General features: G+C 66.2%; 33 protein-coding genes. 13 read left to right on the top strand and 20 right to left on the bottom strand.

The window, feature by feature from the left end; translation table 11 throughout:
- Positions 1-120: 120 nt before the first annotated feature.
- On the top strand, positions 121-741 hold the full coding sequence (locus shn_RS06200; protein WP_064329626.1) for a TIGR00730 family Rossman fold protein: 621 nt from the start codon (positions 121-123) through the stop codon (positions 739-741).
- A 37-nt stretch (positions 742-778) separates the two neighbouring features.
- On the opposite strand, the gene shn_RS06195 is transcribed toward shn_RS06200, so the two are convergent.
- The 10 genes from shn_RS06195 to cysS all read right to left on the bottom strand — a co-directional run bounded on the left by shn_RS06195 (position 779) and on the right by cysS (position 8,804).
- The gene (locus shn_RS06195) at positions 779-1,312 is read right to left on the bottom strand and encodes a GNAT family N-acetyltransferase (RefSeq protein WP_145925878.1); all 534 of its coding nucleotides are present in this window, start codon (positions 1,310-1,312) and stop codon (positions 779-781) included.
- 3 nt (positions 1,313-1,315) lie between these two features.
- Positions 1,316-2,260, bottom strand: coding sequence for an EamA family transporter RarD (gene rarD, locus shn_RS06190; RefSeq protein WP_064329625.1), 945 nt, complete (start codon positions 2,258-2,260; stop codon positions 1,316-1,318).
- Between the two features lie 102 nt (positions 2,261-2,362).
- Complete coding sequence (cimA, locus tag shn_RS06185) at positions 2,363-3,979, bottom strand: citramalate synthase (RefSeq protein WP_064329624.1); 1,617 nt, start codon at positions 3,977-3,979, stop codon at positions 2,363-2,365.
- A gap of 104 nt (positions 3,980-4,083) precedes the next feature.
- A complete protein-coding gene (gene pip, locus shn_RS06180) occupies positions 4,084-5,043 on the bottom strand; it encodes a prolyl aminopeptidase (protein WP_064329623.1) in 960 nt (319 codons plus the stop codon).
- Positions 5,040-5,522, bottom strand: a complete 483-nt coding sequence (locus shn_RS06175) for a GFA family protein (protein WP_064329622.1) — start codon at positions 5,520-5,522, stop codon at positions 5,040-5,042. Before shn_RS06175 ends, pip begins: the two co-directional genes overlap by 4 nt.
- 126 nt (positions 5,523-5,648) lie before the next feature.
- Complete coding sequence (locus shn_RS06170; protein WP_064329621.1) at positions 5,649-6,146, bottom strand: GFA family protein; 498 nt, start codon at positions 6,144-6,146, stop codon at positions 5,649-5,651.
- Positions 6,143-6,625 carry a GFA family protein gene (locus shn_RS06165; RefSeq protein ID WP_064329620.1) on the bottom strand — a complete coding sequence of 161 codons (483 nt, stop codon included), beginning with the start codon at positions 6,623-6,625 and terminating at the stop codon, positions 6,143-6,145. Before shn_RS06165 ends, shn_RS06170 begins: the two co-directional genes overlap by 4 nt.
- On the bottom strand, positions 6,622-7,038 hold the full coding sequence (locus tag shn_RS06160) for a type II toxin-antitoxin system VapC family toxin (RefSeq protein WP_064329619.1): 417 nt from the start codon (positions 7,036-7,038) through the stop codon (positions 6,622-6,624). Before shn_RS06160 ends, shn_RS06165 begins: the two co-directional genes overlap by 4 nt.
- Positions 7,035-7,307 carry an antitoxin gene (locus tag shn_RS06155; protein WP_064329618.1) on the bottom strand — a complete coding sequence of 91 codons (273 nt, stop codon included), beginning with the start codon at positions 7,305-7,307 and terminating at the stop codon, positions 7,035-7,037. The genes shn_RS06160 and shn_RS06155 overlap by 4 nt, the downstream gene beginning before the upstream one ends.
- Positions 7,308-7,370: 63 nt before the next feature.
- Positions 7,371-8,804, bottom strand: a complete 1,434-nt coding sequence (gene cysS / locus shn_RS06150; protein WP_064329617.1) for a cysteine--tRNA ligase — start codon at positions 8,802-8,804, stop codon at positions 7,371-7,373.
- 302 nt (positions 8,805-9,106) lie between these two features.
- On the opposite strand from cysS, the gene shn_RS37405 reads away from it, so the two are divergent.
- Together shn_RS37405 and shn_RS06145 are read left to right on the top strand one after the other, a co-directional pair.
- Positions 9,107-9,232, top strand: a complete 126-nt coding sequence (locus shn_RS37405) for a hypothetical protein (protein ID WP_256388507.1) — start codon at positions 9,107-9,109, stop codon at positions 9,230-9,232.
- Between the two features lie 176 nt (positions 9,233-9,408).
- On the top strand, positions 9,409-9,588 hold the full coding sequence (locus shn_RS06145) for a hypothetical protein (protein ID WP_064329616.1): 180 nt from the start codon (positions 9,409-9,411) through the stop codon (positions 9,586-9,588).
- Positions 9,589-9,619: 31 nt separating this feature from the next.
- Here the strand turns inward: shn_RS06145 and shn_RS06140 are convergent, their stop codons facing one another.
- Complete coding sequence (locus shn_RS06140) at positions 9,620-10,399, bottom strand: SOS response-associated peptidase (RefSeq protein ID WP_064329615.1); 780 nt, start codon at positions 10,397-10,399, stop codon at positions 9,620-9,622.
- A gap of 60 nt (positions 10,400-10,459) precedes the next feature.
- Here shn_RS06140 and shn_RS06135 point away from each other — a divergent pair, with 60 nt between their 5' ends.
- The 9 genes from shn_RS06135 (at position 10,460) to shn_RS06095 (ending at position 16,503) form a co-directional block, all read left to right on the top strand.
- Positions 10,460-10,894, top strand: coding sequence for an NUDIX hydrolase (locus shn_RS06135; RefSeq protein ID WP_064329614.1), 435 nt, complete (start codon positions 10,460-10,462; stop codon positions 10,892-10,894).
- Positions 10,891-11,310: a TIGR02301 family protein gene (locus tag shn_RS06130; protein WP_064329613.1), complete on the top strand. Its 420-nt coding sequence runs from the start codon at positions 10,891-10,893 to the stop codon at positions 11,308-11,310. Before shn_RS06135 ends, shn_RS06130 begins: the two co-directional genes overlap by 4 nt.
- Positions 11,311-11,402: 92 nt before the next feature.
- Positions 11,403-11,672 (top strand): hypothetical protein, encoded by a 270-nt coding sequence (locus tag shn_RS06125; protein WP_064329612.1) that lies wholly within the window; start codon positions 11,403-11,405, stop codon positions 11,670-11,672.
- A 16-nt stretch (positions 11,673-11,688) separates the two neighbouring features.
- The gene (locus shn_RS06120; protein ID WP_064329611.1) at positions 11,689-12,471 is read left to right on the top strand and encodes a hypothetical protein; all 783 of its coding nucleotides are present in this window, start codon (positions 11,689-11,691) and stop codon (positions 12,469-12,471) included.
- A 164-nt stretch (positions 12,472-12,635) separates the two neighbouring features.
- A complete protein-coding gene (locus tag shn_RS06115; RefSeq protein WP_064329610.1) occupies positions 12,636-13,481 on the top strand; it encodes a folate-binding protein YgfZ in 846 nt (281 codons plus the stop codon).
- Positions 13,478-14,107: a YfbR-like 5'-deoxynucleotidase gene (locus shn_RS06110; protein WP_064329609.1), complete on the top strand. Its 630-nt coding sequence runs from the start codon at positions 13,478-13,480 to the stop codon at positions 14,105-14,107. The genes shn_RS06115 and shn_RS06110 overlap by 4 nt, the downstream gene beginning before the upstream one ends.
- 4 nt (positions 14,108-14,111) lie before the next feature.
- Entirely contained in the window at positions 14,112-14,645 is a 534-nt protein-coding gene (locus shn_RS06105; protein ID WP_064329608.1) for a tyrosine phosphatase family protein, read from the top strand.
- Complete coding sequence (locus shn_RS06100; protein ID WP_064329607.1) at positions 14,642-15,616, top strand: hypothetical protein; 975 nt, start codon at positions 14,642-14,644, stop codon at positions 15,614-15,616. Before shn_RS06105 ends, shn_RS06100 begins: the two co-directional genes overlap by 4 nt.
- A gap of 56 nt (positions 15,617-15,672) precedes the next feature.
- Positions 15,673-16,503 carry a mechanosensitive ion channel family protein gene (locus shn_RS06095; RefSeq protein WP_064329606.1) on the top strand — a complete coding sequence of 277 codons (831 nt, stop codon included), beginning with the start codon at positions 15,673-15,675 and terminating at the stop codon, positions 16,501-16,503.
- A 3-nt stretch (positions 16,504-16,506) separates the two neighbouring features.
- Here shn_RS06095 and shn_RS06090 read toward each other — a convergent pair whose 3' ends face one another.
- The 7 genes from shn_RS06090 to shn_RS06060 form a co-directional block, all read right to left on the bottom strand.
- On the bottom strand, positions 16,507-17,022 hold the full coding sequence (locus shn_RS06090) for a superoxide dismutase family protein (protein WP_064329605.1): 516 nt from the start codon (positions 17,020-17,022) through the stop codon (positions 16,507-16,509).
- A 69-nt stretch (positions 17,023-17,091) separates the two neighbouring features.
- Positions 17,092-17,997, bottom strand: a complete 906-nt coding sequence (nadC, locus tag shn_RS06085) for a carboxylating nicotinate-nucleotide diphosphorylase (RefSeq protein WP_064329604.1) — start codon at positions 17,995-17,997, stop codon at positions 17,092-17,094.
- A complete protein-coding gene (locus tag shn_RS06080; RefSeq protein WP_064329603.1) occupies positions 17,994-18,365 on the bottom strand; it encodes a type II toxin-antitoxin system RelE/ParE family toxin in 372 nt (123 codons plus the stop codon). The genes nadC and shn_RS06080 overlap by 4 nt, the downstream gene beginning before the upstream one ends.
- Complete coding sequence (locus shn_RS06075; RefSeq protein ID WP_206362200.1) at positions 18,362-18,619, bottom strand: type II toxin-antitoxin system ParD family antitoxin; 258 nt, start codon at positions 18,617-18,619, stop codon at positions 18,362-18,364. Before shn_RS06075 ends, shn_RS06080 begins: the two co-directional genes overlap by 4 nt.
- Positions 18,620-18,679: 60 nt before the next feature.
- Positions 18,680-20,278 (bottom strand): L-aspartate oxidase, encoded by a 1,599-nt coding sequence (locus shn_RS06070; RefSeq protein WP_064329602.1) that lies wholly within the window; start codon positions 20,276-20,278, stop codon positions 18,680-18,682.
- 220 nt (positions 20,279-20,498) lie between these two features.
- Positions 20,499-21,578, bottom strand: coding sequence for a quinolinate synthase NadA (gene nadA, locus shn_RS06065; protein ID WP_064329601.1), 1,080 nt, complete (start codon positions 21,576-21,578; stop codon positions 20,499-20,501).
- A 170-nt stretch (positions 21,579-21,748) separates the two neighbouring features.
- Positions 21,749-22,984 carry an MFS transporter gene (locus shn_RS06060; RefSeq protein ID WP_064329600.1) on the bottom strand — a complete coding sequence of 412 codons (1,236 nt, stop codon included), beginning with the start codon at positions 22,982-22,984 and terminating at the stop codon, positions 21,749-21,751.
- A 301-nt stretch (positions 22,985-23,285) separates the two neighbouring features.
- Here shn_RS06060 and shn_RS06055 point away from each other — a divergent pair, with 301 nt between their 5' ends.
- Positions 23,286-24,278 carry a magnesium transporter CorA family protein gene (locus tag shn_RS06055; RefSeq protein ID WP_064329599.1) on the top strand — a complete coding sequence of 331 codons (993 nt, stop codon included), beginning with the start codon at positions 23,286-23,288 and terminating at the stop codon, positions 24,276-24,278.
- Here the strand turns inward: shn_RS06055 and shn_RS06050 are convergent.
- Positions 24,275-25,120 (bottom strand): MOSC domain-containing protein, encoded by an 846-nt coding sequence (locus shn_RS06050; RefSeq protein ID WP_064329598.1) that lies wholly within the window; start codon positions 25,118-25,120, stop codon positions 24,275-24,277. The two genes, shn_RS06055 and shn_RS06050, sit on opposite strands and share 4 nt — an antisense overlap.
- 79 nt (positions 25,121-25,199) lie before the next feature.
- The gene (locus shn_RS06045) at positions 25,200-25,853 is read right to left on the bottom strand and encodes an HD domain-containing protein (RefSeq protein ID WP_064329597.1); all 654 of its coding nucleotides are present in this window, start codon (positions 25,851-25,853) and stop codon (positions 25,200-25,202) included.
- Positions 25,854-25,879 lie beyond the last annotated feature (26 nt).

Genomic DNA, 25,879 nt, shown 5'->3' with positions numbered 1-25,879 from the left:
TGAAATTGCTATCGATTCCCAATGTTTTGCACAAGGTTCCCGAGACGTTCCGGGGCCGCCGCCCCGTGCTTTTTCGTCATTATCCTTGACGGGCTGCCGGCCGGGTGGCTGAATCCCGCCATGAGCGAACAAACCCTGCCGATTCGATCCGTCTGCGTCTACTGCGGCTCCCAGCCCGGCCGCGAAACCACCTATGTCGCCGCCGGACGGCGCCTCGGCCAGGCGATGGCCGAAAACCATCTCCGCCTCGTCTATGGCGGCGGCACGAAGGGCATTATGGGGGCGGTGGCCAGCGGCGTGCTCTCGCATGGCGGCCGCGTCACCGGCATCATACCGCAATTCCTCGTGGATATGGAGGCCACCCGCCATTCGCTCGGCCAGCTCAGCGAGCTGATCATCACGCCCGACATGCACGAGCGCAAACACAAGATGTTCGAGCGCGCCGACGCCTTCGTGGCGCTGCCGGGCGGCATCGGCACGCTGGAAGAGATCGTCGAGGTGATGACCTGGGCGCAGCTCGGCCGTCACCGCAAGCCGATGATCTTCGCCAATATCGGCGGCTTCTGGGACCCGATGCTCAAACTCATCCGCCACATGGCGGACGAAGGTTTCATCCACACGGCCCATCTCGTCCAGCCGATGGTGATCGACGAACCGGAAGAGATCGTCGCCGCGCTCGTCGACCACTGGGCGAGCCAGGTGGACCGCGAGGGCGAAGCCGACATCATCGCCCGGCTCTGATCTTATCGGACGCTGCCGAAGCCCGTCTTGCGGACGGTCATTCGCCGCGCCGCCGCGGACGTTCGATCTCGTACCACACTTCGCCGTGCTCGCTGCCCGGGATCGGATCGGGAAAGTCGCCGGAGACCGTTCGCACGTGTCGCATGCCGATCTTTTCCATGACGCGGCGCGAGGCGTGGTTCACCGCCATCGTCGTCGCCACGATCTTTTCATAACCGGCATTTTCGAAGCCCCAGCCGAGGAGGGCCGCAGCGCCTTCGGCAGCCAGCCCCTGGCCCCATTCCGCCCGGCGCAGGCGATAGCCGAGTTCGGCCAGCGTCTCGCTTTCCGGCCATAGGCAGAACCACCCGACAAAGGCACCGCCCGCCGTCCGGCGCGCCGTCCAGACATGGGGCTCCGTGCCCGTGGGCATGAGGAACGTCGCATTCGGACCGGCCGTCTCCCGATCGACGGCGTATCCCCCGTTCAGAAAGCGCATGACCTGCGGATCACGCTCCAGGCCGATGAAATCCGCGCGGTCGCCCGGGCGGCAAGGACGGAGCGTCAGACGCATCGTCTGCAAGGTGGCCAACGTCTATTCCGCCGGCTTGAGCTCTCCCGCCGAGAGGCGCCTTGCCCGCGCCGTGCGCAGCATGGAACCGGAATAGAGGATGAGCGCGGCCCAGATGAAGGCGAAGGCGATGAGCTTCGTCGTGCCGAAGGGCTCATTGAAGGCGAAGACGGCGATGAAGAAGATCATCGTCGGCGCGACGTATTGCATGATGCCGATGGTGGAAAGCCGCAGCAGTTTCGCGCCGTTGGCATAGATCATCAGCGGGATGGCGGTGACGACGCCGCAGGCGAGCAGCCAGAGCACATCCGCAAGGCCGGTATCGCCGAAATGGCCCTGCCCCGAGGATTCGAGCCAGAGGATGTAGCCGAGCGCCGGCACGCTCAGCAGCAGCACCTCCAGGAAGAAGCCCTGGTTCGGGCCGACCGGCAGCGTCTTGCGGAAGAAGGCGTAGAATCCCCAGGAGATGCAGAGGCCGATGGACACCCACGGCAGGCCGCCGGCGTCGAAGGCGAGGATCGTCACCGCCAGGGCGGCAAGCCCGATCGCCAGCATCTGCGCCCGATCGAGCCTCTCCTTCAGGAGGACCGCGCCGAGGAAGATCGAGAAGAGCGGGTTGATGTAGTAGCCGAGCGCCGTCTCGATCGCCCGGCCGGCGCCGATGGCCCAGACATAGATGCCCCAGTTGATGGTGATGAGCGTCGCCGTCAGCGTCGCCATGGCAAGCATGCGCGGCGAGCGCAGCGCCACCTTGATATCGCCCGTGCGGCCGAGCCAGACCAGCACCAGGCCGGCAAGCGGCACCGACCAGACGATGCGGTGCGCCACCACCTCGGCGGCGGGGATATGGGCGACGGCCTTCATGAAGAAGGGCAGGAAACCCCAGAGCACATAGGCCGTCAAGGCGAAGGCGAAACCGCGCGGCGAATCGCCGGTCTGGGGGCCGCTGGAGGAATTTGCGTCGGCCATGGTGAGGTATCCCGTCAATTTATGGATTTTTTGACGGGATACTCCAATGGCCGTGAATGCACCAATTCATTCCGGTGATAGCGAGGATGAGCGGCGCTGAACCTACTCGGCCGCCACACGCCCCGCCTCTCCGCGGTTCTTCATGAGCTTGTAGACGATGGAATCCATCAGCGCCTGGAAGGAGGCGTCGATGATGTTGTCGGAAACGCCGACCGTCCACCAACGTGCACCCGTCGCATCGGTCGATTCGATCAGGACGCGGGTGATGGCCTCGGTGCCGCCGTTGAGGATGCGCACCTTGTAGTCCGCCAGTTCCAGGTCGGCGATCTCGGCCTGGAACTTGCCGAGGTCCTTGCGCAGCGCAAGGTCGAGCGCGTTGACCGGGCCATGTCCTTCCGCGACCGACATCATCGTCTCGCCGTCGACGACGACGCGCACGACGGCTTCCGACACGGTCTTGAGCTGGCCGTTGGCATCGTAGCGGCGCTCGACCATCACGCGGAAGCTCTCGACGTGGAAGAAATCCGGCACCGTGCCGAGCGTGCGGTAGGCAAGCAGCGCGAAGCTCGCATCCGCGCCCTCATAGGCATAGCCTGTCGCCTCGCGCTCCTTGACGATCTGGATGAGGCGGTCGAGCTTCGGATCGTCCTTGCCGACGGTGATGCCGCGCAGCTTCAGCGCGTTGATGAAATTCGCCTTGCCGCCCTGGTCGGACACCATGACCTTGCGCAGGTTGCCGACGCTTTCCGGCGTCACATGCTCGTAGGTGCGCGGATCCTTCAGGAGCGCCGAGGCGTGGATGCCGGCCTTGGTGGCGAAGGCGGACGCCCCGACATAGGGCGCCTGATGGTCCGGCGAACGGTTCAGCAGCTCGTCGAAGGTATGCGCCAGCTTGGTGAGGCCGGTGAGGTCCTCCGTGTCGATGCCGATCGAAAAGCGCTCCGCATAGGCTTCCTTCAGCGCCAGCGTCGGGATCAACGTCACCAGGTTGGCATTGCCGCAGCGCTCGCCGATGCCGTTCAGCGTGCCCTGGATCTGGCGCACGCCGGCCTCGACGGCGGCCAGCGAATTGGCGACGGCCTGCCCCGTGTCGTTATGGGCGTGGATGCCGAGGTTCTCGCCCGGCACGCCGGCGGCGATCACCGCCCCGACGATCGCCTGCACCTCGGAGGGCTGCGTGCCGCCATTGGTGTCGCACAGCACCACCCAGCGCGCGCCGGAGGCATGGGCCGTGGTGGCACAGGCCAGCGCATAGTCCGGATTGGCCTTGTAGCCGTCGAAGAAATGCTCGCAGTCGACCATGGCTTCGCGGCCGGAGGCGACGACGGCCTTGACCGATTCGGCGATGCTCTCCAGGTTCTCCTCGTTGGAACAGCCGAGCGCCACGCGCACATGATAGTCCCAGCTCTTGGCGACAAGACAGATCGCGTCGCTCTTCGAATCGAGGAGCGCGGCAAGGCCCGGATCGTTGGAGGCGGAAATGCCGGCGCGCTTCGTCATGCCGAAGGCGACGAATTTCGCGCGGCCGGTGCGCTTCTTCGCGAAGAAAGCCGTATCCGTCGGATTGGCGCCGGGATAACCGCCCTCGACATAGTCCAGGCCGAACGCATCCAGCATGCCGGCAATGGCGATCTTGTCCTCGACGGAAAAGTCGATGCCGGGCGTCTGCTGGCCGTCCCGAAGCGTGGTGTCGAAAAGGTAGATACGGTCTTTTTTCATCTGTTCCCTCCCTGGGAACCCATTGAGCATTTCAGATCCGCCCCTCATCCGGTTGCCGCCACCCTCCCGCAAGCGGGGAGAGGATCAGGGTGAGGGGCAGCCTCTCAGATCTTCCCCGCGAACTTGTCCGTCGCGTAGATCAGCCGGTCGAGGATGCCGGGCTCCGAATAGGCGTGGCCCGCTCCCTCGATGAGGTAGAATTCCGCCTCCGGCCAGGCCTTGTGCAGCGCCCAGGCCTGCTTTGCCGGGCACGGCATGTCGTAGCGCCCGTGCACGATGAGGCCGGGAATACCCTGCAGCCTGTGCGCATCGCGCAGGAGCTGCCCCTCCTCCAGCCAGCCGGCATTGACGAAGAAGTGGTTCTCGATGCGGGCGAAGGCATGGGCGAACTCGTCCTCGCCGAACTTGTCGCTCGTCGAAGGCTCCGGCAGCAGCGTGATGGTCTCGCCTTCCCACAGGCTCCAGGCCCTGGCGGCGGCGATGCGCGTCGCCTTGTCGTCGCTCGTCAGGCGGCGATGATAGGCATGCATCATCTCGTGTCGCTCTTCCGGCGGGATGGGCGCGATGAAACGCTCCCACTTGTCCGGGAACATTTCCGAGACGCCGAACTGGTAGTACCAGTCGAGCTCGGCCTTGGTGAGGGTATAGATGCCGCGCACCACGAGTTCGGACACCCGCTCCGGGTACTTTTCCGCATAGGCGAGCGCCAGCGTCGAGCCCCAGGAGCCGCCGAAGACCAGCCACTTTTCCGCCCCGGCCATGACGCGCAGCCGCTCGATATCGGAAACGAGATGCCAGGTCGTGTTGGCCTCCAGCGCCGCATGCGGCGTGGACTGGCCGCAGCCGCGCTGGTCGAACAGCGTCACGTCGTAGAGCTTGGGATCGAACAGGCGGCGGTGGTTCGGCGAGATCGTGCCGCCCGGGCCGCCATGCAGGAAGACGGCCGGCTTGGCGCCGGGCGTGCCGACGCGCTCCCAATAGATGCTGTGCCCGTCGCCGACATCGAGATGGCCGGAGGCATAGGGTTCGATTTCGGGATAGAGGCTACGCAGGGTCTCGCTCATAATTTCATTCCGTGGGCAGGCCAGTTTTCGGTTTCATGATCAGGGTGCTGGAAGGAGATGATCTTCTCCTGCTGGCTGTAATAGTCCGGGTCCTGGTGAACGGGCGCGGAAAAGATCGTCTCGACCCAGGCAAGCCGCGCGTCGAAATTCACCTGGATCTGCGGGACGAGGTCGTCACGCTTGTCGAAGGCGCCGATGGCGATCTCCAGCCCGCCGGGGTGCCTGTAGGTGAGCGGCGTGCCGCATTGCTTGCAGAAGCCGCGGGCGATGTTGATCGAGGACTGGAAATAGGCCGGCTCGTCGCGCGGCCATTCCACCTCGCCCTTGACGGTGACGAGCGGGCCGAAGAAGCCGCCGAACTGCTTCTGGCACATGCGGCAATGGCAGATCGACGGGCGGCCGAGCCCGCCCTTGATGCGGAAACGCACGGCGCCGCACTGGCAGCCCCCGGTTCTTGTCTCTTCCTGTTCGACGCTCATGACGGCTCCTTCAACGATAAGAGGAATAGACGACGACGGCGACCACCACGGCGGTGATGAGGACCAGCTTGCCGGCGATGAGATAGAGCCATTTGCGGGGAAAGCCGAGTTCCGGCCGGGGCGCGGTCATGGAATGTCCTCCGGCGGCCAATGGTCCGTGTCATAGTCCGGGTGCTGGCGGTTGGAGGCGCGAACCACGATATGGCGCGCCTCGCCGAACTCCCCTTCGTCGCTTTCGCTCTCGGGCAGCTTCGCCAGTTGCGCGAACCAGACGAGCCGCGATTCGACGCCCGCCTGGGCAATCGGGCGCACATCGTCCGGATCGTCGAGCGAACCGAGCGTCACGTTGATATGGTCGGCGGCGAGCGCATCGTAGAACAGCGGCGTGCCGCAATCGCGACAGAAGCCGCGGCGCACGATTTCCGAGGACTGGAACCAGCCGGCTTCGCCGCGCGTCATGGAGAAGCGGTCGCGCGGCGCATTGGCGAGCGGCAGGAAATAGTTGCCGGCCGCCTTCTGGCACATGCGGCAATGGCACAGATGCGGATCGCCGAGCGTGCCTTCCACCCGGTAGCGCACCGCGCCGCACTGGCAGCCGCCGGTATAGATGCGAGAAATGCTCATGGCTCGCGCTCCGGCGGCCATGCGTCCGTGTCATGGTCCGGGTGCTGGTAGGAGACGAGGTCGGCGAGGAAGGACGCCGCGTCCTGGTCCGCCATCGTCTCCTCGCCCGGCAGGTCGGAGATCGCGTCCACATAAGGCAGCTTCGCCTCGATGCCCCACTGGATGCGCGGGGCAATCCCGGCCGGATCGTCGAAGGCGGCGATGGTCAGCGCCACGCCGTCCGGCGCCTCATAGGTCAGCGGCGTGCCGCAATCGCCGCAGAAGCCGCGATAGCCGTGGTTCGACGAGCGGAACCGCCTCGGCTCCCCCCGCGTCCAGGTCAGCTTCGCCTGCCGCACGGAAACCAGCGGCAGATAGAAATTGCCGCTCGCCTTCTGGCACATGCGGCAATGGCAGACCGACGCATCGCCAAGCGCGCCCTCGACATGAAAGCGCACGGCCCCGCACTGGCAGCCGCCGGTGTAGAAGGGTGTGGTCATGGACCTGCCTCCAGCCAGTTCTCGACCTTCAGGCCCTCGACACGCGAGAATTCACGGATATTGGCGGTGACGAGCGTGAGTTCCAGCGAGAGAGCATGGGCGGCGATGAAAAGGTCGGTATAGCCGATCGGCTGGCCCCTTCTCTCCAGTGCATCGCGCGTTTGCGCATAAGCGAAGGAAACGGGCGTATCATAGGGGAGGATCGCAATCTCCCCCAGGACGGCCTCGACACGACGGGCGAGCGAAACCGCTCCCCTTTTCCGCAGACCGTAACGCAGCTCCGAAACCACGATGGCGCTCGTGCACAATGCGTCCGTCGGCGCGGCCTTCACCCGATCAGCGAGCGTCCCATCAGGATTGCGGACCATCTCCGAGATGGCATTCGTATCCAGCATGTAGCGAAAGGCCGTCACAGCTCGACATCCTCCGGCGGCGGCTGCGTCTCGTCGAGTTCCGGAAAGTCCCCTTCCCAGGTTTCGAAGGTCGCCAACAACGCGGCGAGCCCCATTTTCTTCGGCTTTGGCTCGATGATGAGACGGTCACCTTCCTTGTGCATGACCGCCTCGTTTCCCGGCAGTTCGAATTCCACCGGAATCCGGACGGCCTGGTTGCGGCCGTTACGGAAGAGCTTCACCTCCCGCCCCTGCACCACATCAGGCGCTTCCTTAGGTCTTGCATTCATCGTGACCTCCATCATTCAAAGGCATAGGCCTAAGCATATGCCTCTACCAAAGCAGACACAACCTCACCGCTTCACCTCCCACGTCGTCACGCGCTCGCCCGTCCCGGGGTCCTTGCCGTCCTTCAACTGGATGCCCTTTTCGGCGAGGTCGTTACGGATCTTGTCAGCTTCGGCAAAATTCTTCGCCTTCAGCATTTCGAGGCGGAGCTGGATGAGCGTTTCGATGCTGTCCTCGAGCGCCTTGGAAACCTCGGCCTTCTTCGGCAGGACGCCGAGCAGCTCGGCGCTGGCGGCGAAGACCGGCAGCATCAGCGGATCGGCATTGGCGCACTGGGCGAGCGCGTGCAGCGCCTGCACGGCCGCGACGGTGTTGAGATCGTCGAGGAGCGGCGCGCGCACGCTTTCGTCCACGCGGCCCTCGGCCGGATTGCCGCCGGCCGGCCATTTGGCGAGCAGGCGTTCGGCCTCCTCCAGCCGCTTGACGCTGAAGTCGATCGGCTCGCGGTAGTGCGTCATCAGCATGGCGAGGCGCAGCACCTCGCCCGGCCACGTGCGGCCGCCGAACTTCTCCTCGTGCAAGAGTTCCGAGATCGTGAAGAAATTGCCCTCGGACTTCGACATCTTGCGGCCCTCGACCTGCAGGAAGCCGTTGTGCATCCAGACATTCGACATGACCGGCGTGCCGTGCGCGCAGCGCGACTGGGCGATCTCGTTCTCGTGGTGCGGGAAGATGAGGTCGAGGCCGCCGCCATGGATGTCGAAGGTCTCGCCGAGATAGGCGGCGGACATGGCGGAGCACTCGATATGCCAGCCCGGGCGACCGCGGCCCCAGGGGCTTTCCCAGCCGGGCTCTTCCGGCGAGGAGAGCTTCCAGAGCACGAAATCGCCGGGATTCTTCTTGTGCGCGTCGACGGCGACGCGGGCGCCCGCCTGCTGTTCGTCGAGGTTGCGCTTGGAGAGCTGGCCGTAATCGGCCATCGACTGCGTGTCGAACAGCACCTCGCCGCCCGCCTGGTAGGCGTGGCCGCGCTCGATGAGGCGCTCGATCAGCGTAATCATGTCCACCTTGCCGTCGCCGCGCGGCTGGACGAACTCGGTGGCGCGCGGCTCGTGCGTCGGCTGCATGGCGCCGAGCGCGGCGATATCCGCGTGGAACTGGTTCGCCGTCTTCTCCGTCACCCGGCGGATCGCCTCGTTGAGCGAGAGCGCGCCGCCCTCGATCTCCTTTCCGAAATCGCGCAGCGCCCGGGCGTTGATCTTGTCGTCGACGTCGGTGATGTTGCGGACATAGGTGACGTGGTCCTCGCCGTAGACATGGCGCAGGAGGCGGAACAGCACGTCGAAGACGATGACCGGCCGCGCATTGCCGATATGGGCGAAGTCGTAGACCGTCGGGCCGCAGACATACATGCGCACATTGTCGGGATCGATGGGAGCGAAGGGCTCCTTCGAGCGCGTGAGCGTGTTGTACAGCGTCAGGACCGGCTTTTCGGCCATGGAAATCTCCCCAAAAGGCGTAGACCCGGCTGGCCGGGTCGTTGTCATCCGGGGATTTTGAGGGACGAAAACGGCCGGGCCAGCGCGTGCGCTAGCGAATAATGCTCCGGCGAATGCAGAGTACCGTTTTCATGGCCTGCTTTATCGCGCCCTGCGCGCGTCCGGTCAAGCGGGCGCGGCGCCCTCCCGGACGAAAATCTCGCCGGGGCATCCTGTTCCCGCGGTGACACCCCGCCCCTGCCGGCATGGGAAAAGAAGGACGAGGCCGGCGGAACCCGCCGGCAAACCGAAGGGACAGGACCATGAAGACCCGGAAGACAGACACGCGCCCCGAGACCGACCTTGCCACCCGCTACAATCCGATCGGCATCCGCGCCGTCGTCGCGGCAGCCCTGATGAGCAAGGTGCGGCGGGCTCCCAGGAAATGAATGTTTGCGACGGTCACAATAATTGATCGCGAAAGCCTGTATTTTCAGTCGCTTGCCGCAGAGCGATCAAAGTTTGAGCAGAATTTGGCCGAATGGGTCGCGTAAATGCATAGCGCATTGGGGGTAGCAACCGGGGGATTCATACGGGGCTGCCTGACACTTCAGGAGTAAAGACAATGTCGACCGTAAGAAAGCAGCCGCCGAACCATGCGGCGAACGAAACCCTGCAGGCGCGCTACAAGCCGCTCGGCCTGCCCGCCGTCGTGGCCGCCACGCGCTGCAAGCCCGAGGCGAAGACCGCGGACAAGCGTCCCAAGCGCGACATCCCGGCCGTGCTCCAGCCGCTCTACGACTGAGCCGCTTCAAGACCGTCTTGCAGGCAGAATATCAGAACAGCGAAAGCTGGTCGGGTGATGATGGGGGCGCGTCTGCGCCCTTTTTCGTTTCCGCCGGCGCCTCCTCGGCCCGCTCCTCCACCGGCTCCAGGATATCCGGCCCCATATTGGCGACCTTGCCCACCTTGTCGGAGATCGGGATCGCCTCGAAGAAGCCGTCGTCGATCGGCTTCATCAGGTCGGTCACGTCGCGTGGCTCCTGCGTCTTGCAGTCGAGCCAGCGCGAAAAATCCTCCGGGCGGATGACGACGGGCATGCGGTCGTGGATACGGGCGATGTCGTTGTTCGCCGCCGTGGTCAGGATCGCGCCGGTGTCGACCTCGGAGCCATCGGCCGAGGACCACGTCTCCATCAGCCCGGCGAAGGCGAGGATCTCGCCCTTCTTCGGCCGGATCCAGTAGGCCTGTGCCTTGGCGCCCTTGCCCTCCGGCCGGCGCCATTCGAAGAAGCCGGACGCCGGTACGAGGATGCGGCGGTGGCGCATGGCGGCGCGGAAGGAGGCCTTGCCGATCGCCGTCTCGGCACGCGCATTGATGAGCAGCGGGAAGTCGCGCGGGTCCTTCACCCAACCGGGCATGAAGCCCCAGCGCACCAGCATGGCCTTGCGCTCCGGCAGGTTGCTGCCGGGCTGTTGCCGTTCGCCCGCGACGATGACCAGGATCGGTTGCGTCGGGGCGATGTTGTAGCGCTCGGGCAGGTCGTCCAGGTCGGCGAGGTCGAAATAGTCGCGCGCAAGATCCCGCTTGGCCAGCAATGCAAATCGTCCACACATGGCATCGTCATCGCACTTTGCCTATAAGGGGTCAATCGAGCGCAACCGAACCGGACCGCGATGAAGACATCCAAGACGCCCCAGCCCGCCTCCTCCGCCATCATCGAGCGTGACGGACGCTATCTCCTGGTCCTGCGCAGCAACCCGCCCTCTGCCGACATGTACGCCTTTCCGGGCGGACGCGGCGAAGAGGGCGAGACGCCGGCCGAGACGGCGCTGCGCGAACTCTTCGAGGAAACCGGCATCCGCGCCGAAAAACCCAAGCTTTTCGCGACCTACGACCTGCCCGGCCGCGAGGACGGCCCCGGCAGCCCGTCGTTCCGCCTCTCGGTCTTCAAGGTGAAGGCGGATGCCACGGCCATCGCCGTCGCCTCGGACGATGCGGCGGCGGTCGGCTGGTATACGGCCGAGGAGATCGAGACGCTGCCGGCGCCGGACAGCGTGCGCGAATGCATCCGGCGCCTCGAAGCGGAACGGACGGGACAGGAGGCATGACGGTGATTCGGCTCGCCCTCCTCCTCGGCCTGGCGCTCGCCGCGCCCGCCTTCGCCCAGAAGAAGGGCGATGCCAAGGAAACGCCGCCGGCGGTCGTCGTCGAGGAAAAGCCGGCGCCCTATGACGAACGGCTGGAACGGCTCTCGGAAATCCTCGGCGCCGTGCACTACCTGCGCAATCTGTGCATGGACAAGCCCGAGGACGGCTGGCGGGCCTCCATGCAGCGCCTCATCGAGCTGGAAGCCGCCAACGAGCCGAAAAGGCAGGAAAAACTGACCGCCGCATTCAACCGTGGATATCGTTCCTTCGCGGCCATCTATACCGCTTGCACCGACTCGGCCGTTGTCGCAGAAGAGAGATACCGTAACGAAGGTGCAACACTTGCCACAGAAATTACCGCACGCTTCGGAAATTAGCGGTTAATTAACCTCTTTTTACAGGACCCAGTGCCGTTTTGGGAAAAGGCTGCTAAGGTCGTTAACAGTCAAGTAAGAACTGAATGCCTCGCATGGACCGATCAATGGAACCTACTCTCAACGATATCGACGAGATGATCGTGCACGAGAAGATGCAGGCCGCTCTGGAATACCAGAACGAGGCCTGGGCCGACGGCATGGCTGATGGCATCGAACCGGAAATCATCGCCGATGCCGCAATCGCGCTTGCCATGCGCGAGACGATCCGCATCCATGGCGAACATGGCGCGGAGGCGATGCTCGAATCGCTGCACGAGCGCATGCTGGCCGGAGAATTCTCCCCCGAGCGCATCCTGCAATAGGCTGGAAAGACAGGTCATGCAGACGTCGCCTGACGGCAAAACGCTGTTTCGCAGCAGCCTCATCGTATTGTCGGTGCTTTTCGCGACGACGGCGCTGGTGGCGCCCGTCCGCCCTGCCTTTGCCCTCAGCGAGCTGAAGGACGAACAGGGCCAGGTGCAGCAGCCCCCGGCCGAGGACGGCGAGACGCCGCCCGTCGAGGAGGAGCAGGAAGAGACCGGTCCTCTCGAACTGCCGATGCCCGACCCGCTGATTCGCCGCGACCAGGCCGTGACCGAGCCCTCCGACGGCGCGCCCGCCGCGGGCGACAAGGCCGCCGACGAACCGGAGGTTCCGGTCGAGTTCTTCTCCGACATCGCCAAGGCGCCGGAGCCCGTACGCCGCATGCGCGAGCTCATCGTGGAGGCCGCCGCCTCCGGCGATATCGAGCGCCTGCGCCCCCTTCTCGGCAAGGGCATGACGGAAACGCAGGTCTCGATCGTCGAGACCGACGAAGGTCCCGTCGAGACCCTCAAGGGCCAGTCGGGCGACGACGAAGGCATCGAGGTGCTGGCGATCCTGCTCGACGTGCTGGCGACCGGTTTCGTGCATGTCGGCAAGGGGACGGCGGAGGAGCTCTATGTCTGGCCCTATTTCGCCGAAAAGCCGCTCGCAACGCTGACGCCGCCGGAAAAGGTGGAGCTGCTGCGCATCGTGACGGCCGGCGACTTCGCCGACATGAAGGAATTCGGCAGCTACAATTTCTACCGCGTCGGCATCACGCCGGACGGCCAGTGGAAGTTCTTCGTCACCGGCGACTGAGCCTTACAAGGCCTCGCTCCAGGCGCTGGCCCATCCGGAAGCAGAGGGCAAGACGGCGCGACCTTGCGAAAGGCGCCCGGTCGTTCTACCTCTGTTTCAACGGGTGCGATCATGCACCGCCCGCTGCCGCATGGTGCCGGCGGGCGCAAAACCTGGATCGAATCATGCCTTCCGTCACGCTTTCCGGCCGCGCCTTCCTCCGCATTTCCGGTGCCGATGCCGAAACCTTCCTGCAATCGCTCATCACCACCAACCTGCCCGACCTCTCGGCCGGCGAGATCCGCCCCGGCGCCCTCTTGACGCCGCAGGGCAAGATCCTGTTCGACTTCCTGATAAGCCGCGACGGCGACGGCGCCTTCCTGATCGAGACGACGGACGAGCAGCGCGATGCGCTGCTGAAGCGGCTGACCATGTACAAGCTGCGCGCCGCGGTCGACCTCGCCGCCGTCGAGGGGAACGAGGTGACGATAAGCTGGGACGCGCCCGAGGCGGACACCCCGCGGGACGGCCGCTTCGCGAAGGCAGGCCTTGCCGTCTCCCGCCGCCCGGGTGCGGGCGGCAGCGACGACCCGGCGCTTTACAAAACCCTGCGCATCGGCGCCGGGCTTGTCGAAGCCGGCCGCGACTATGCGCTCGGCGATGCCTTCCCGCACGATGTGCTGCTCGACCTCACCGGCGGCCTTTCCTTCCGCCAGGGCTGCTATATCGGCCAGGAGGTCGTCTCCCGCATGCAGCACCGCGGCACAGCGCGCCGCCGCCCCGTCATCGTCAGCGGCGAGACCGCCCTTCCCGCCACGGGCACCGAGCTTCTGGCCGGCGGCAAGCCGATCGGCACGCTCGGCAGCGTGTCCAGCACGCGCGGCCTTGCCATCGTGCGCATCGACCGCGCGGCCGACGCCATCCATGGCGGCACGCCGATCACCGCAGACGGCACGCCCGTCACCGTCGCCCTGCCGCAATGGACGGGCCTCGCCTTCCCGCAGGAAACCGCCGAGGTGCCGGCGCAATGAGCGGAGCCGCCCGCGCCAAGACGGAGCCGCGGGCCTGGCAGCGCATGCTGTCCGGCCGCCGCCTCGACCTGCTCAATCCCTCGCCGCTCGACATCGAGCTGTCCGACATCGCGCACGGGCTCGCCCGCGTCGCGCGCTGGAACGGCCAGACCAATGGCGACCATGCCTTTTCGGTCGCGCAGCATTCGCTGGTCGTCGAGGCGATCTTCCGCCAGCAGAACCGCTGCAGTGCCGACGACTGCCTGATGGCGCTGCTGCACGACGCGCCGGAATACGTGATCGGCGACATGATCTCGCCCTTCAAGGCGGTGGTCGGCGGCGGCTACAAGACGGTGGAGAAGCGGCTGGAGGCGGCCGTGCACCTGCGCTTCGGCCTGCCGCCCGCCACCCCCGCGAGCCTGAAGGCAAAGATCAAGAAGGCCGACCAGGTCGCCGCCTTCTTCGAGGCGACGGAGCTTGCCGGCTTCTCCCATGCCGAGGCGGTCAAGTTCTTCGGCGCGCCGCGCGGCATCACGCTGGAGATGATCGAGATCGCGCCGCTGCCCGCCACCCTCGCGCAGCAGCGCTTCGCCGATCGCTTCGAAGCGCTGGAGCGGGAGCGCGGCCCGCTCGCCGCGGCGGTGTGACGCGATGGGTACGATCGTCGTCGCGCCGCTCGGAAAGATCGCGGAACTGGCCGTGCGCCACCGCTGCCGCGACATGCTGAGCCTTGTCGCGCCGAAGCAGAATTTCCACCGCCCGGCCATCATCGCCGCCGATCGCCACCTGATCGTCGGCGTCAACGACATCGCCTTTGCCGGCACCGGCGACCTCGTCGCGCCCGGCGAGGAGCATGTGGCCGCGATCGTCGGCTTTGCGCGCGGCTGGGACCGGCAGGCGCCGCTGCTCGTCCATTGCATGATGGGCGTTTCCCGCTCCCCCGCCGCCGCGCTGATCGCCGCGCTCGCCGTGGAACCGGACCAGGACGAGCACGAACTCGCAATGCGCCTTCGCCGCGCCTCCGCGCAGGCGACGCCGAATGCCCGGCTGGTCGAGATCGGCGACCATGTGCTGTCGCGCGGCGGACGGCTCGTCGCCGCCGTCCGGGCCATCGGCCGCGGAGCCGATTATGTCGGCGACAGCCCCTTCGTCTTTTCCGCCGCGCCGCAGACGCTGCTGCCATGACGGAGAGCCGCGCCCGCCCGCCGGTCGAGATCGGCCTCAACGCGGCGGTCGTCGCGATTTCCGGCCGCAGCCCCTGCATCCTCGCCATCGGCGGGGGCGCGGGCGGCCGTGATGCCCTGCCCTTCGGCCCCTTCGACCCGCGCCAGCACCGCACCTTCGAGACGAGCCTGCGCGCCAGCGTCGAGGCGCAGACGGCGCTGAAGCTCGGCTATATCGAGCAGCTCTACACCTTCGGCGACCGCGGCCGCCAGAAGCTGCCGGACGAGGCCGGCACGCACATGGTCTCCGTCGGCTATATCGCTCTCACCCGCACCGATGCGGAGGCGAACGAGCGGCTGGCGGAAGCCGGCGCCGCCTGGCGCGACTGGTACACCTACCTTCCCTGGGAGGATTGGCGGCAGGGGCGGCCGGCGCTGATCGACCAGCTCATCCTGCCCGCCCTGAAGGCCTTTGCGGCCGACAACACGCGCGAGGAACGGGCAAGCGCCCTGCCCTCGATGCGCACGCGCCTGCGCCTCGCCTTCGGCCTCGACGATTTCCCCTGGGACGAGGAGCGCGTGCTGGAACGCTACGAGCTTCTCTACGAGGCCGGCCTTGCCGAGGAGGCGGTGACGGACGGTCGCACCGGATCGTGCCACCCCGCGCCCGGCATCGCCATGCGCCACGACCACCGCCGGATCCTTGCGACCGCGATGGCGCGGCTGCGTGGCAAGATCAAGTACCGCCCGGTGATCTTCGAGCTGATGGCGCCGGAATTCACGCTCACGGAGCTGCAGGCGACGGTGGAGGCGATCTCCGGACGGCACCTGCACAAGCAGAATTTCCGCCGGCTGGTCGAGGGCGCCGAACTGGTCGAGGCGACGGGCGGCTCCACCGCCGCCACCGGCGGGCGCCCCGCCGCGCTCTTCCGCTTCCGCCGCCGCATTCTGGAGGAGCGACCGGCCCCGGGGCTCAAGGTCGGCATGCGCTAGCCGGAACTTATCCTGCATCCTGCCATTTCCCCTTCGATATCAACGGGGAAAGGTTCATGGAACAACAGGCAACCGACATCATCGTCGCAACGCGGGCGGCGCTGGCGCAGGCAAGCGCGCTTGCCGTGCAATATTCCTTCTCCATCCTCGGCGCGATGGTGCTGCTCGTGCTCGGCTGGTTTCTCTCCCGCATCCTGCACCGCTGGGCGCTCACCGGGCTTTCGCATGTGCGCGGCATCGATGCGACGCTCGCGCATTTCTTCGCGAACATCCTGCGCTATGCGGTGCTCGTGCTCGTCTTCGTGACGGTGCTCGGCCAGTTCGGCGTGCAGACGGCCTCGATCATCGCCGCTCTCGGTGCCGCAGGCCTCGCGATCGGCCTCGCCCTCCAGGGCACGCTGCAGAACATCGCCGCCGGCATCATGCTTCTGGTGCTGCGCCCCTTCCGGGTGGGCGAATATATCGAGACGAAGGACGTTTCCGGCACGATCACCGAAGTCGGGCTCTTCGCCACCGAACTCAGGACAAGCGACGGCCTCTATCGCCTGGCGCCGAATTCGACGCTCTGGAACACGCCCGTCACCAATTATAGCCGCGAACGCACCCGCAAGCACGATCTCCAGGTGAAAGTGCCGAACGACCGCGACATCGACGACGAGATCGACCGGCTGCTGTCGATCGCAAAGCAAGATCCCATGATCGAATCCGTGCCGCCGCCGCAGGTCTTCGTCGACAGCCTGGAGGAGAGCGCGGCCATCCTGACGCTGCGCTACTGGGTGTCGACGCCGCAATGGTTCAAGACGACGCGGGAAATGAACCGCCGCGTGCGCATCGCCTTCGGGCAGAAGCCCGGCGGGCCGGAGCCGGATGCGGCCCCGGCCGAATAGGCCCTATTCGATCACGGCGCAGGCGAGACGGTCGCCCGCGCCGCCTGCCGGATCGGTGCGGTAGTCGTCCGAGCCGGCATGCACGACGAGCGCGCGGCCGCGGATGCCGCGCTCGGCATCGTCGAGGCGCACCATCGTCGAATAGACCTGCGCCCGCAGCACGCCATCCTCGGCGACATACTGGTTCGGCAGGTCGCCGGCATGGGGACCGTCCGCCGAGACGAAGCCATGGCTCTTTTCATCCGGATTGAAATGGCTGCCCGCCGATTCGTGGCCGCCCGCATGTTCGCAGGTTCCGTTCTCGTGGATGTGCAGCGCCACCCATTTGCGCGGCTCGAGGCCGGAAACCTCCACCTCGAACAGCACGCCGTCGCGCCCGGCGGTCACCTGCGCGCGGCCGGTCTCCTTGCCGTCACGATCGACGAAATTCGCCCGCGCCGTATCCGTCGCCTGCTGGGCGGCGGCGGGCAGGCTCATGAGCGGGGCGGCCAGCACCGCGCCTGCAACGATCTTCCACATGATGCATCCTTCCGATTGCCATTGTCCATGGAACCGGAACGCATCGTCCGCCGGGGTGTTCCGGACGGGTCAGCTCACGACGACGTCGAGGCCGATGTCGAGCGTCGGCGCGGCCATGGTGATCTTGGAGGTCGAGATGTAGTCGACTCCGGTTTCGGCGATGGCGCGGACGGTCTTGATGTTCACGTTGCCGGAGGCTTCCAGCTTCACGCGGCGCGGATCGGCGGCATAGGCCGCCTCGCTCAGCCCCGCGCAGTCGCGATTGATCTCGACGGCGCGGCGCAGGAGCTCCGGCCCCATATTGTCGAGCAGGATGACGTCCGGCTGCGCCTCCAGCGCCTCCTCCAGTTCCTCCAGCGTCGTCACCTCGACCTCCACCTTGACGAGATGGCCGGCGAAGGCGCGCGCGGCATGGATGGCGCCGGCGACCCCGCCGGAGACGGCGATGTGGTTGTCCTTGATGAGGATCGCGTCGTCTAGGCCATAACGGTGCGACGAGCCGCCGCCCATGCGCACGGCATATTTTTCGAGCGCGCGCAGGCCCGGAATGGTCTTTCGCGTGCAGCAGACCCTGGCCGGCGTATGGGCGATCTCGGCGGCGAAACGCGCCGTGTAGCTCGCCACGCCGCTAAGGTGCATGAGGAAGTTGAGCGCCACCCGCTCGGCCGAAAGCACGGCGCGGGCGGGGCCGGAAACCCGCGCGATCACCGTGCCGGGCGCAAGCCGGTCGCCGTCCTTCACGAAGGCCTCGAAGCGGATTTCGGGATCCATCAGCCGGAAGGCCGCGCGGGCGAGATCGAGGCCGGCGACGACGCCGTCCTCGCGCGCATTCAGCTCCGCCCGCGCCGAACGCTCCGGCGCGATGGTCGCCTGGCTGGTGATGTCGCCGGCGCGCCCGAGGTCTTCCGACAGCGCCGCGCGCACCTGGTCCTCCACCATCAGGGGCGAGAGAACGGGGAGATAGGGGGTGGTCATGGCGGAGAATCCTTTTCAGGGCTGTTGGCGTCGACGAGCCGCTTCAGCGGCTCCATGCGTTCATGCAGGACGCGGAGAATGACGATATCCTGTGCCTCATCCGGGCCCGCGACAAGATGATAATAAAGGACATGCGCAGCGGCGTGGCGCCGGGCTGCGGCGCGGGAAAGATGCATGGAGCGCACGCCGGGGCGAAGCTCGTCGCGGGCACGCGACGCCGGCCGGAGCGGGTTTTCAGCCAGGAGGCCCATGGCATGCTCGATCAACGCGGCATAGTGCATGGCCTGGGCAACGCCGAAGGCCGTCACCGTGTAGCGCGCGATCTCCGCAAGGTCCCGCCCGGCCTCAACCGTCAGCCGAACGGTCATTTCTCGCCGATGGCAGCGGTGAATATGTCCGTGACGGAGCGGCCGGAAAACTCGCCCCGCTCCGACTGAGCCAGCCCGGCATCGACCGCCTTGCGCAGGAGCGCGAGCTTGGCCGCCTCGCTTTCCTGCTCCTGGCGCATCAGGCGCAACGCATCGCGCACGACCTCGCTTGCCGAGACATAGGAGCCGCTTGCGACGGCTTCCTCGATGAAATCGGTGAATTCCGGGGTCAGGCTGACATTCAGCGTCGGCATCGTGCGATCCTTTCGCCCGATTCTAGCGAGGGAAGAGCGATTGTCAATTTTTGCCAAGCCTCAAGCCGCCGCCGTTTCCGAAAGGTCCGCAACCACCTTCTCGGCATCGGCGAGGGTGAGGAAGGTGCGGTGCTTCCAGTCCGCCTTCTGCTCGGTGAAATCGGAACGGAAGTGGCCGCCGCGGCTTTCCTCGCGCAGATAGGCGCCCGTCGCGATGAGCTTTGCGGTGGTGACGATGTTGTGGAAGCGCATGCGGCTGTTTTCGCGCTCCAGCGCGGCGATCTCGCGGATCGCCGTCTTGAGGCCCTCGCGGCTGCGGATGACGCCGACATGGTCGCTCATGACGCGGCGCAGGCGCTTCAGCGCCGGGCTGTCCTCGATGGTGACGAGGTCGTCGCTCTCGCCGGCATTCTTGCCCCAGTCGTTGATCTTCGGCTCCGGCAGCATGCCCTTGATGTTTTCCGCGATGCGCGCGGCGAAGACCACGGCTTCGAGCAGCGAGTTCGAGGCAAGGCGGTTTGCGCCGTGTACACCGGTGGAAGTGACCTCGCCGGCCGCCCACAGGCCGTCGATCGAGGTGCGCCCCTCCGCATCCGTCAGCACGCCGCCCATGTGGTAGTGCACGGCGGGCACGACGGGGATCGGCTGCGTGACGGGATCGATGCCGGCGGCGATGCAGGAGGCGTAGACCGTCGGGAACATGTCGGGGAAATGGGCGCCGACCGCCTTGGTGCAATCGAGGAAGGCGCCGCGACCGGCCTGCACCTCGGCAAAGACGCCGCGCGAGACGACGTCGCGCGGGGCGAGCTCGCCGTCCTCGTGGATATCCAGCATGAAGCGGTGGCCGGCGGAATTGATGAGGTGCGCGCCATCGCCGCGCAGCGCCTCGGTGGCGAGCGGCGCCGGGTCGCGGCCGATATTGATGGCCGTCGGGTGGAACTGCACGAATTCCGGATCGGCGATGATGGCGCCTGCGCGCGCGGCCATGCCGACGCCCTGGCCGCAAGCCTCCCACGGATTTGTGGTGACGGCATAGAGATGGCCGACGCCGCCCGAGCAGAGCACCACGGCGCGGGCCGGGAAATGCACGCGGTTCTTCGACTGGCCGGCATCCGGCCGTGCGACGACGCCGGAGATGAAGCGGCCTTCGCGCACCAGCTCCTCGACGACATAACCTTCGAGAACCCGGATCGACGGCGTTTTCCGCACGGCGGATATCAGCGCCTCCATGATGGCCTTGCCGGCCATGTCGCCCTTGACGCGCACGATGCGGCGCTCCGAATGGGCGGCCTCGCGGGAGAGCAGCAGCTTGCCTTCGAGGTCGCGGTCGAAGGGCACGCCATATTCGAGGAGGTCATGGATGCGCGCCGGGCCTTCGGAGACCATGAAGCGCGCCATCTTCTCGTCGACGATGCCGGCACCGGCCTCGAGCGTGTCGGCAACGTGCTTTTCGAACGTGTCGCCGGGGCTCATCGCCGCCGCGATGCCGCCCTGCGCCCAGGCGGAGGACGCCCCCTGGCCGATCGGCGCGGCGGCGAGGATGGTGACGGGACGCGGCGCGAGTTTCAGCGCGCAGAAAAGGCCAGCCAGGCCGCCGCCGACGATGACGATATCGTCGATGCCGTTCCAGGATTGCGGGCGGAAACTATCAATGGGCATGTCATACTCCTCCGACGCTTCGGTCCGCCAGTATGCCCCTCACCTGCCTGCCGGCATCCTCTCCCCGCAAGCGGGGCGAGGAGCGCTGGGCTCGCCGCTTTCCGCCTTCTCCCCGCTTGCGGGGAGAGGGTCCCGGCAGGGGATGAGGGGCAGCGGCAACGGATCGGCGTAATGGCTCTTCGGCGCTGCCTTTCTCGAAATTTCGCGCTGACGCGCTACTCTACTGCTTCAGGTTCACCATCCGCTCGACGGCAAGGCGGGCACGATCGGCGATCGCCGGGTCGACCACGACCTCTTCCGTCATGTGCACCAGGCTGTCGAGGATCTTCGGCAGCGTGATGCGCTTCATGTGCGGACAGAGATTGCACGGCTTGACGAAATCGACGCCCGGCAGCTCGGCCTGGATGTTGGAGGCCATGGAGCATTCGGTGACGAGCAGCACGCGCGAGGGACGGTGGTCCTTCACATAGTTGATCATGCCCGAGGTGGAGCCGGCGAAATCGCAGACGGCGATGACGTCGGGATGGCATTCGGGGTGGCCGATGATCTCGATGCCGGGATGGGCCTCCTTGTAGGAGAGCAGCTCGGCCGCGGTGAAGCGCTCGTGCACCTCGCAGTGGCCCTTCCAGGTGAGGATCTTCTTGTTCGTCTGCTTGGCGACATTCATCGCCAGGTACTCATCCGGGATGCAGAGCACCGTATTGCTCTCCAGGCTCTCGACGACGGCGAGCACGTTGGAGGAGGTGCAGCAGATGTCCGTCTCCGCCTTCACGTCGGCCGAGGTGTTGACATAGGTGACGACCGGCACGCCGGGATAACGCTGCTTGAGCAGGCGCACGTCCTCGCCGGTGATCGAATCCGACAGCGAGCAGCCGGCCTTGGCGTCGGGAATGAGCACCGTCTTTTCCGGGTTCAGCAGCTTGGAGGTCTCGGCCATGAAATGCACGCCGCACTGGATGATGATCTCGGCATCCACCTTGGTTGCGTCGCGTGCGAGCTGCAGCGAATCGCCGACGATGTCGGCGACGCAGTGGAAGATTTCCGGCGTCTGGTAATTGTGCGCGAGGATGACCGCGCCGCGCTCCTTCTTCAGCCGGTTGATGGCGGCGACATAGGGCGCATAGACCGGCCATTCGAAGGCGGGGATGAACTGCTTCACCTTCTCGTAGAGGTGCTCGGTCTCGCGGGCGATCTCGGGCGTGAAGGTGAGGTCCGGTTTCTCGACGACGCCGAAGCGCTCCGCGGCGGTGAGCGGACGAGCGGCTTCGGCCATCCCCGCATGCTGGGCCAGAACGGTCATGGAACCCTCCCTTTCTTCCGCCGCCCTCCGGCGGAAAGGCTATTTTGCTCAATTTGAGCATAATAGCTTCAAAACAAAACCGGCATTGCCGGTGGTTCAGATTTAGAAACTTTTGTGACGGTTTGCAAGAAGCCCCGTCCGAATTCCTTCGGGCGGGGCAAGGTTCCGGATCAGGCGGCGGCCGGGCGTGCGACGCCCCTCTCCTCGATCGGCCAGTGCACGATCGCCGCGAAGATGCCGAGCGCCGCGCCGAGCCACCAGACCGGATCGTAGGTGCCGAAATGGTCGTAGAGATAGCCGCCCATCCACACGCCGAGGAACGAGCCGACCTGGTGCGAGAAGAAGACGATGCCGCCGAGCAGGCCGAGATGCTTCGTGCCGAACATGATGGCGACGAGGCCGTTGGTCGGCGGCACGGTGGAAAGCCACAGCAGTCCCATGACGATGGCGAAGATGATGACCGAGGCCGGCGACTTCGGCAAGAGGATGAAGGCCGCCACCGCGACCGAGCGGGCAAGGTAGATATAGGCAAGGAAATAGGGCTTCGAATAACGCTGACCGATGAAGCCGGCGGCGAGCGAGCCGATGATGTTGAAGAAGCCGATCAGCGCCAGCGCGATGACGGCATAACGCGCATCGATGCCGATATCGCCGAGATAGGCCGGGAAATGCGCGGTGATGAAGGCGACCTGGTAGCCGCAGACGAAGAAACCTGCGACCAGCAGCACGTAGCTGCGATGGCCGAGCGCCTCGCGCAGCGCCTCGCCGATGGTCTGCTTGTATTCGCTCGCCGCGGTGATGCCGGAAGAGGAGTTGCCGCGCAGTGGAATACCGAGCAGCGGGACGATGAGCATCAGCACGCCGAGATAGACGAGGCTGTCCGACCAGCCATAGGCGCTGATGAGGCCCTGCGACAGCGGCGCGAAGAGGAACATGCCCGCCGAGCCCGCCGCCGTGCAGATGCCGAAGGCCATGGAGCGCTGGTCCGGCGTCACATTGCGCGCGAAGGCCGAGAGCAGGATGCCGAAGGAGCCGGCCCCGACGCCGAGGCCGACCAGCACGCCGCCGCCGACATGCAGCCAGAGCGGCGAGGTGCCGAGCGACATCAGGAACAGGCCGAGCGCATAGACGAGGCCCGAGACGAGCAGCACGCGCCAGGTGCCGAACTTGTCGGCGATGGCGCCGAAGAACGGCTGGCTGACGCCCCAGGCAAGGTTCTGCAGCGCCATGGCGAGGCCGAAGGTGGTGCGGTCCCAGCCGGTATCCTGCAGCATGGGCAACTGGAAGAAGCCCATCGCCGAGCGCGGGCCGAAGGTGAGCACCGCGATCAGCGAGCCGGCGAGAATGATGAGCCACGGCATGGGCCGGCTGGCGGCAGGCGCCGCAACGACGGATGGGGTGGACATGGTGCGTCTCCGGAAATCAGGCCCGGACCCTACGCCGCGCCATGCATGAACAAAAGCGAATTTAATTGACCGGACGATCAGCCGGATTGATGAAAGCCCGATGCGCCGCGCTCCACCGGATGTGCTTGACGCCACGGCATTTTGAGCGCATGCCCCCGTCAGGCGTCACATAGCGCCAACCGAACCCGGATAAGATCATGGACCCCGACAGTCGACTATCGAGAGCAATCGAGCGACCGATCCGGTAGGAGCCCCGAAAAGGCTTCGCTCCGGACGGCGAGAATGCCTCAAGGAGTGAAGCATGCTGCAAATCTATGCCCGCAGGGCGGACCGCTTCTGCCTGCGTGAAATTTCCAACCCGGCCATCGAGCAGGCGATCGCCCCTGCCCTCTGGTACGACCTCCTGAGCCCGACGCCCGAAGAGGTGACGGACGTGGAGGCGGCGCTCCACATTTCCATCCCGACGCGGGAGGAGATGGAGGATATCGAGCTTTCCGCCCGCCTCTACCAGGAGGACGGCGCGGAATTCATGACGATGACGGCGCTCACCAATCTCGACGGCGACGAACCGACGAAGATGCCGGTGACCTTCATCCTCACCGGCCCGACGCTGGTGACCGTGCGCCATGCCGACGCAAAGCCCTTCACGACCTTCTGCAACCGGGCGCTGCGCGGCAACGGCCACAGCTACGAGACCGGCGAGGACGTGATGCTCGGCGTCATCGAGGCGGTCATCGACCGCATGGCGGACGTGCTGGAACGGCTCGGCAACGAGATCGACGGCATTTCGCGCGAGGTCTTCCGCAGCAAGACGGGTTCCTCCACCAAGAAGACGCGCGACCTGGAGGCGCTGATCGAGCAGCTCGGCCGCAAGGGCGATTTCCTCAGCGGCGTGCGCGAAAGCCTCGTCAGCATCTCGCGCCTCGTCGCCTATCATGCGGCGGTGGAGAACCCGACCCGCCGGCCCTCCAAGGAAATCCGCCAGCTCGTCAAGCTGGTGCAGCGCGATGCCGCCTCGCTCGGCGACCACGCCGCCTTCCTGTCGGGCAAGATCAACTTCCTGCTCGACGCGACGCTCGGCCTCATCAACCTGGAGCAGAACCAGATCATCAAGATCTTCACCGTCGCTTCGGTCGTCTTCCTGCCGCCGACACTGGTCGCCTCGGCCTACGGCATGAACTTCGAGCTGATGCCGGAGCTGCAATGGCACTTCGGCTATCCCTACGCGATCGGCCTGATGATCATCTCGGCGCTGATGCCGTTCCTCTACTTCAAGCGACGCGGGTGGGTTTAAGCCCGCACCTTCATCGGCCAGCGCTCGCTGCGCGTCCGCGTCACGCGCACCGTATCGCCGAGGCGGACCTCGCCCTCGCCGCGCGGCACGGCGTTCCAGCCGAAGAGCACGCCGGGCACGCGGCGGTCGGCGGACATGCGCTTTTCGGCAAGGCCCTGGATCGGGTTGCCGCCGATGCGCTCGCCGGTCATCTGGTCCTGCGTGGTCATGATGCAGCGGGCGCAGGGTTTGACGAAATCGAAGGCGATGCCGTTGATCTCGATCGATTCCCACAGGTCCTCCGCCCAGGGCTCCTCGCAGGAGACGAGGATGTTGGTGCGGAAGCGGTCCATGCCGACGGGCTCCTGGCCCTTGGCGAGAAGGGTGCGGTTGAGGTCGGCGAGCGAGCCGGTGGTCGTGACGAGGACCGGGAAGCCATCGGCGAAGGCGACCGGCGCCGGGCTGCCGGCCCAGTCCTCGCCCTCCAGCCGCTCGGCCCGCGCATCCATGTGCACGAGCCTGACCGGGCGCGCGAGCCAGTCCGACAGGACGTCGTTGACGGCCTCGTCGGCGACGGCGGCATTGACCGGGCTGTCCCAGACGGTCACGTCGAGACGATCCTCGGGATCGAAGCTGGCAAGGAGCTGGCGGCCCTCCATTTCGAGATGCAGGCTTTCGCCGACCGCCGTCGCCTCGACGCGGGCCAGCGCCTGCAGCTCGCGCTGGGTGATGAAGCGGCCGTCCGGCTCGACGACCATGAAGCGCCGGTCGCCGGCAAGGCCGTCGAGGCGCACGCCGGCGCTTTCGACGGGGATGGCCCGGCCGCTCTTCAGCGGGTGGATGTTGAGACCCTCGACCTTCATGCGGGCGACCTTTCCTGAAACGTTGATTCAACGGCCTGCCGGACAGATTCAATACGGCGGCACAAAAGCATGTTTTTCTTCAGATTTCATCCAGGAGCATGGCGCGGATCGCCCGCAGGCGCTCCGTCCGCTCCTCCGCCATGCGCGCGCCCGCCGCCGTCTGGAACCCTTCCGCCAGCTTGAACAGCTTGACCTCGAAATGATCGATGGCGAAAGCCTTGTCGTCGAGCGGGCGGTTTTCGCCGAGCGGATCCAGGGGATCGTAGAGGCCGCTGCCCATGCGGCCGGCAATGTAGAAGCAGCGCGCGGCGCCGATCATGCCGATCGCATCGAGCCGGTCGGCATCCTGCAGGATTTTTGCCTCCAGGGTTTCCGGCGGAAGATTGGCGGAGAAGCTGTGCGTGAGGATGGCATGGGCGACGGCGGCCACGTCCTCCTTGCTCCAGCCTTCGGCGGCAAGCAGGCCGGCCGCCTTCTCAGCAGCAAGGCGCGAGGCCTCGGCGCGCAGCGGCGAATTCTTCTCCACCGCCACGCAATCGTGCAGCAGCACGGCGGCCGCCAGCCGCCGCGGGTCGCCGCCCTCCTCCGCCTGGATGCGGCGCGCGCTCTTCCAGACGCGGATGAGGTGCGCGGCGTCGTGCGAGCCGTCATCGGCGGAAAAGGCCTGCGGCAGCAGGCGCTCGGCAAGGGGACCGAGGGGCGAAAAGGCAGCAGCGAGGCAGGCGAAGGTCATGGGCGATCCGCAAGTGGTTGCCCATG

Source organism: Shinella sp. HZN7, assembly GCF_001652565.1.
GTDB classification, from domain to species: Bacteria; Pseudomonadota; Alphaproteobacteria; order Rhizobiales; family Rhizobiaceae; genus Shinella; species Shinella granuli.
The sequence above is the reverse complement of the archived record's forward strand: the minus strand, read 5'-3'. Positions and strand labels throughout refer to the sequence as shown.

Excerpts from the sequence above, each read along its gene's own strand:
- shn_RS06145 (WP_064329616.1), top strand. The coding sequence starts at position 9,409 with ATGTCGACCGTAAGAAAGCAGCCGCCGAACCATGCGGCGAACGAAACC.
- shn_RS06095 (WP_064329606.1), top strand. The coding sequence starts at position 15,673 with ATGGAACAACAGGCAACCGACATCATCGTCGCAACGCGGGCGGCGCTG.
- pip (WP_064329623.1), bottom strand. The coding sequence starts at position 5,043 with ATGAGCGAGACCCTGCGTAGCCTCTATCCCGAAATCGAACCCTATGCC.
- shn_RS06055 (WP_064329599.1), top strand. The coding sequence starts at position 23,286 with ATGCTGCAAATCTATGCCCGCAGGGCGGACCGCTTCTGCCTGCGTGAA.
- cysS (WP_064329617.1), bottom strand. The coding sequence starts at position 8,804 with ATGGCCGAAAAGCCGGTCCTGACGCTGTACAACACGCTCACGCGCTCG.
- shn_RS06130 (WP_064329613.1), top strand. The coding sequence starts at position 10,891 with ATGACGGTGATTCGGCTCGCCCTCCTCCTCGGCCTGGCGCTCGCCGCG.
- shn_RS06075 (WP_206362200.1), bottom strand. The coding sequence starts at position 18,619 with ATGCCGACGCTGAATGTCAGCCTGACCCCGGAATTCACCGATTTCATC.
- cimA (WP_064329624.1), bottom strand. The coding sequence starts at position 3,979 with ATGAAAAAAGACCGTATCTACCTTTTCGACACCACGCTTCGGGACGGC.
- nadC (WP_064329604.1), bottom strand. The coding sequence starts at position 17,997 with ATGACCACCCCCTATCTCCCCGTTCTCTCGCCCCTGATGGTGGAGGAC.
- shn_RS06170 (WP_064329621.1), bottom strand. The coding sequence starts at position 6,146 with ATGAGCATTTCTCGCATCTATACCGGCGGCTGCCAGTGCGGCGCGGTG.
- shn_RS06105 (WP_064329608.1), top strand. The coding sequence starts at position 14,112 with ATGGGTACGATCGTCGTCGCGCCGCTCGGAAAGATCGCGGAACTGGCC.
- shn_RS06115 (WP_064329610.1), top strand. The coding sequence starts at position 12,636 with ATGCCTTCCGTCACGCTTTCCGGCCGCGCCTTCCTCCGCATTTCCGGT.
- shn_RS06090 (WP_064329605.1), bottom strand. The coding sequence starts at position 17,022 with ATGTGGAAGATCGTTGCAGGCGCGGTGCTGGCCGCCCCGCTCATGAGC.
- shn_RS06050 (WP_064329598.1), bottom strand. The coding sequence starts at position 25,120 with ATGAAGGTCGAGGGTCTCAACATCCACCCGCTGAAGAGCGGCCGGGCC.
- shn_RS06200 (WP_064329626.1), top strand. The coding sequence starts at position 121 with ATGAGCGAACAAACCCTGCCGATTCGATCCGTCTGCGTCTACTGCGGC.
- shn_RS06045 (WP_064329597.1), bottom strand. The coding sequence starts at position 25,853 with ATGACCTTCGCCTGCCTCGCTGCTGCCTTTTCGCCCCTCGGTCCCCTT.
- shn_RS06155 (WP_064329618.1), bottom strand. The coding sequence starts at position 7,307 with ATGAATGCAAGACCTAAGGAAGCGCCTGATGTGGTGCAGGGGCGGGAG.
- shn_RS06100 (WP_064329607.1), top strand. The coding sequence starts at position 14,642 with ATGACGGAGAGCCGCGCCCGCCCGCCGGTCGAGATCGGCCTCAACGCG.
- shn_RS06120 (WP_064329611.1), top strand. The coding sequence starts at position 11,689 with ATGCAGACGTCGCCTGACGGCAAAACGCTGTTTCGCAGCAGCCTCATC.
- shn_RS06175 (WP_064329622.1), bottom strand. The coding sequence starts at position 5,522 with ATGAGCGTCGAACAGGAAGAGACAAGAACCGGGGGCTGCCAGTGCGGC.
- nadA (WP_064329601.1), bottom strand. The coding sequence starts at position 21,578 with ATGACCGTTCTGGCCCAGCATGCGGGGATGGCCGAAGCCGCTCGTCCG.
- shn_RS37405 (WP_256388507.1), top strand. The coding sequence starts at position 9,107 with ATGAAGACCCGGAAGACAGACACGCGCCCCGAGACCGACCTTGCCACC.
- rarD (WP_064329625.1), bottom strand. The coding sequence starts at position 2,260 with ATGGCCGACGCAAATTCCTCCAGCGGCCCCCAGACCGGCGATTCGCCG.
- shn_RS06080 (WP_064329603.1), bottom strand. The coding sequence starts at position 18,365 with ATGACCGTTCGGCTGACGGTTGAGGCCGGGCGGGACCTTGCGGAGATC.
- shn_RS06070 (WP_064329602.1), bottom strand. The coding sequence starts at position 20,278 with ATGCCCATTGATAGTTTCCGCCCGCAATCCTGGAACGGCATCGACGAT.
- shn_RS06165 (WP_064329620.1), bottom strand. The coding sequence starts at position 6,625 with ATGACCACACCCTTCTACACCGGCGGCTGCCAGTGCGGGGCCGTGCGC.
- shn_RS06110 (WP_064329609.1), top strand. The coding sequence starts at position 13,478 with ATGAGCGGAGCCGCCCGCGCCAAGACGGAGCCGCGGGCCTGGCAGCGC.
- shn_RS06060 (WP_064329600.1), bottom strand. The coding sequence starts at position 22,984 with ATGTCCACCCCATCCGTCGTTGCGGCGCCTGCCGCCAGCCGGCCCATG.
- shn_RS06140 (WP_064329615.1), bottom strand. The coding sequence starts at position 10,399 with ATGTGTGGACGATTTGCATTGCTGGCCAAGCGGGATCTTGCGCGCGAC.
- shn_RS06135 (WP_064329614.1), top strand. The coding sequence starts at position 10,460 with ATGAAGACATCCAAGACGCCCCAGCCCGCCTCCTCCGCCATCATCGAG.
- shn_RS06125 (WP_064329612.1), top strand. The coding sequence starts at position 11,403 with ATGGACCGATCAATGGAACCTACTCTCAACGATATCGACGAGATGATC.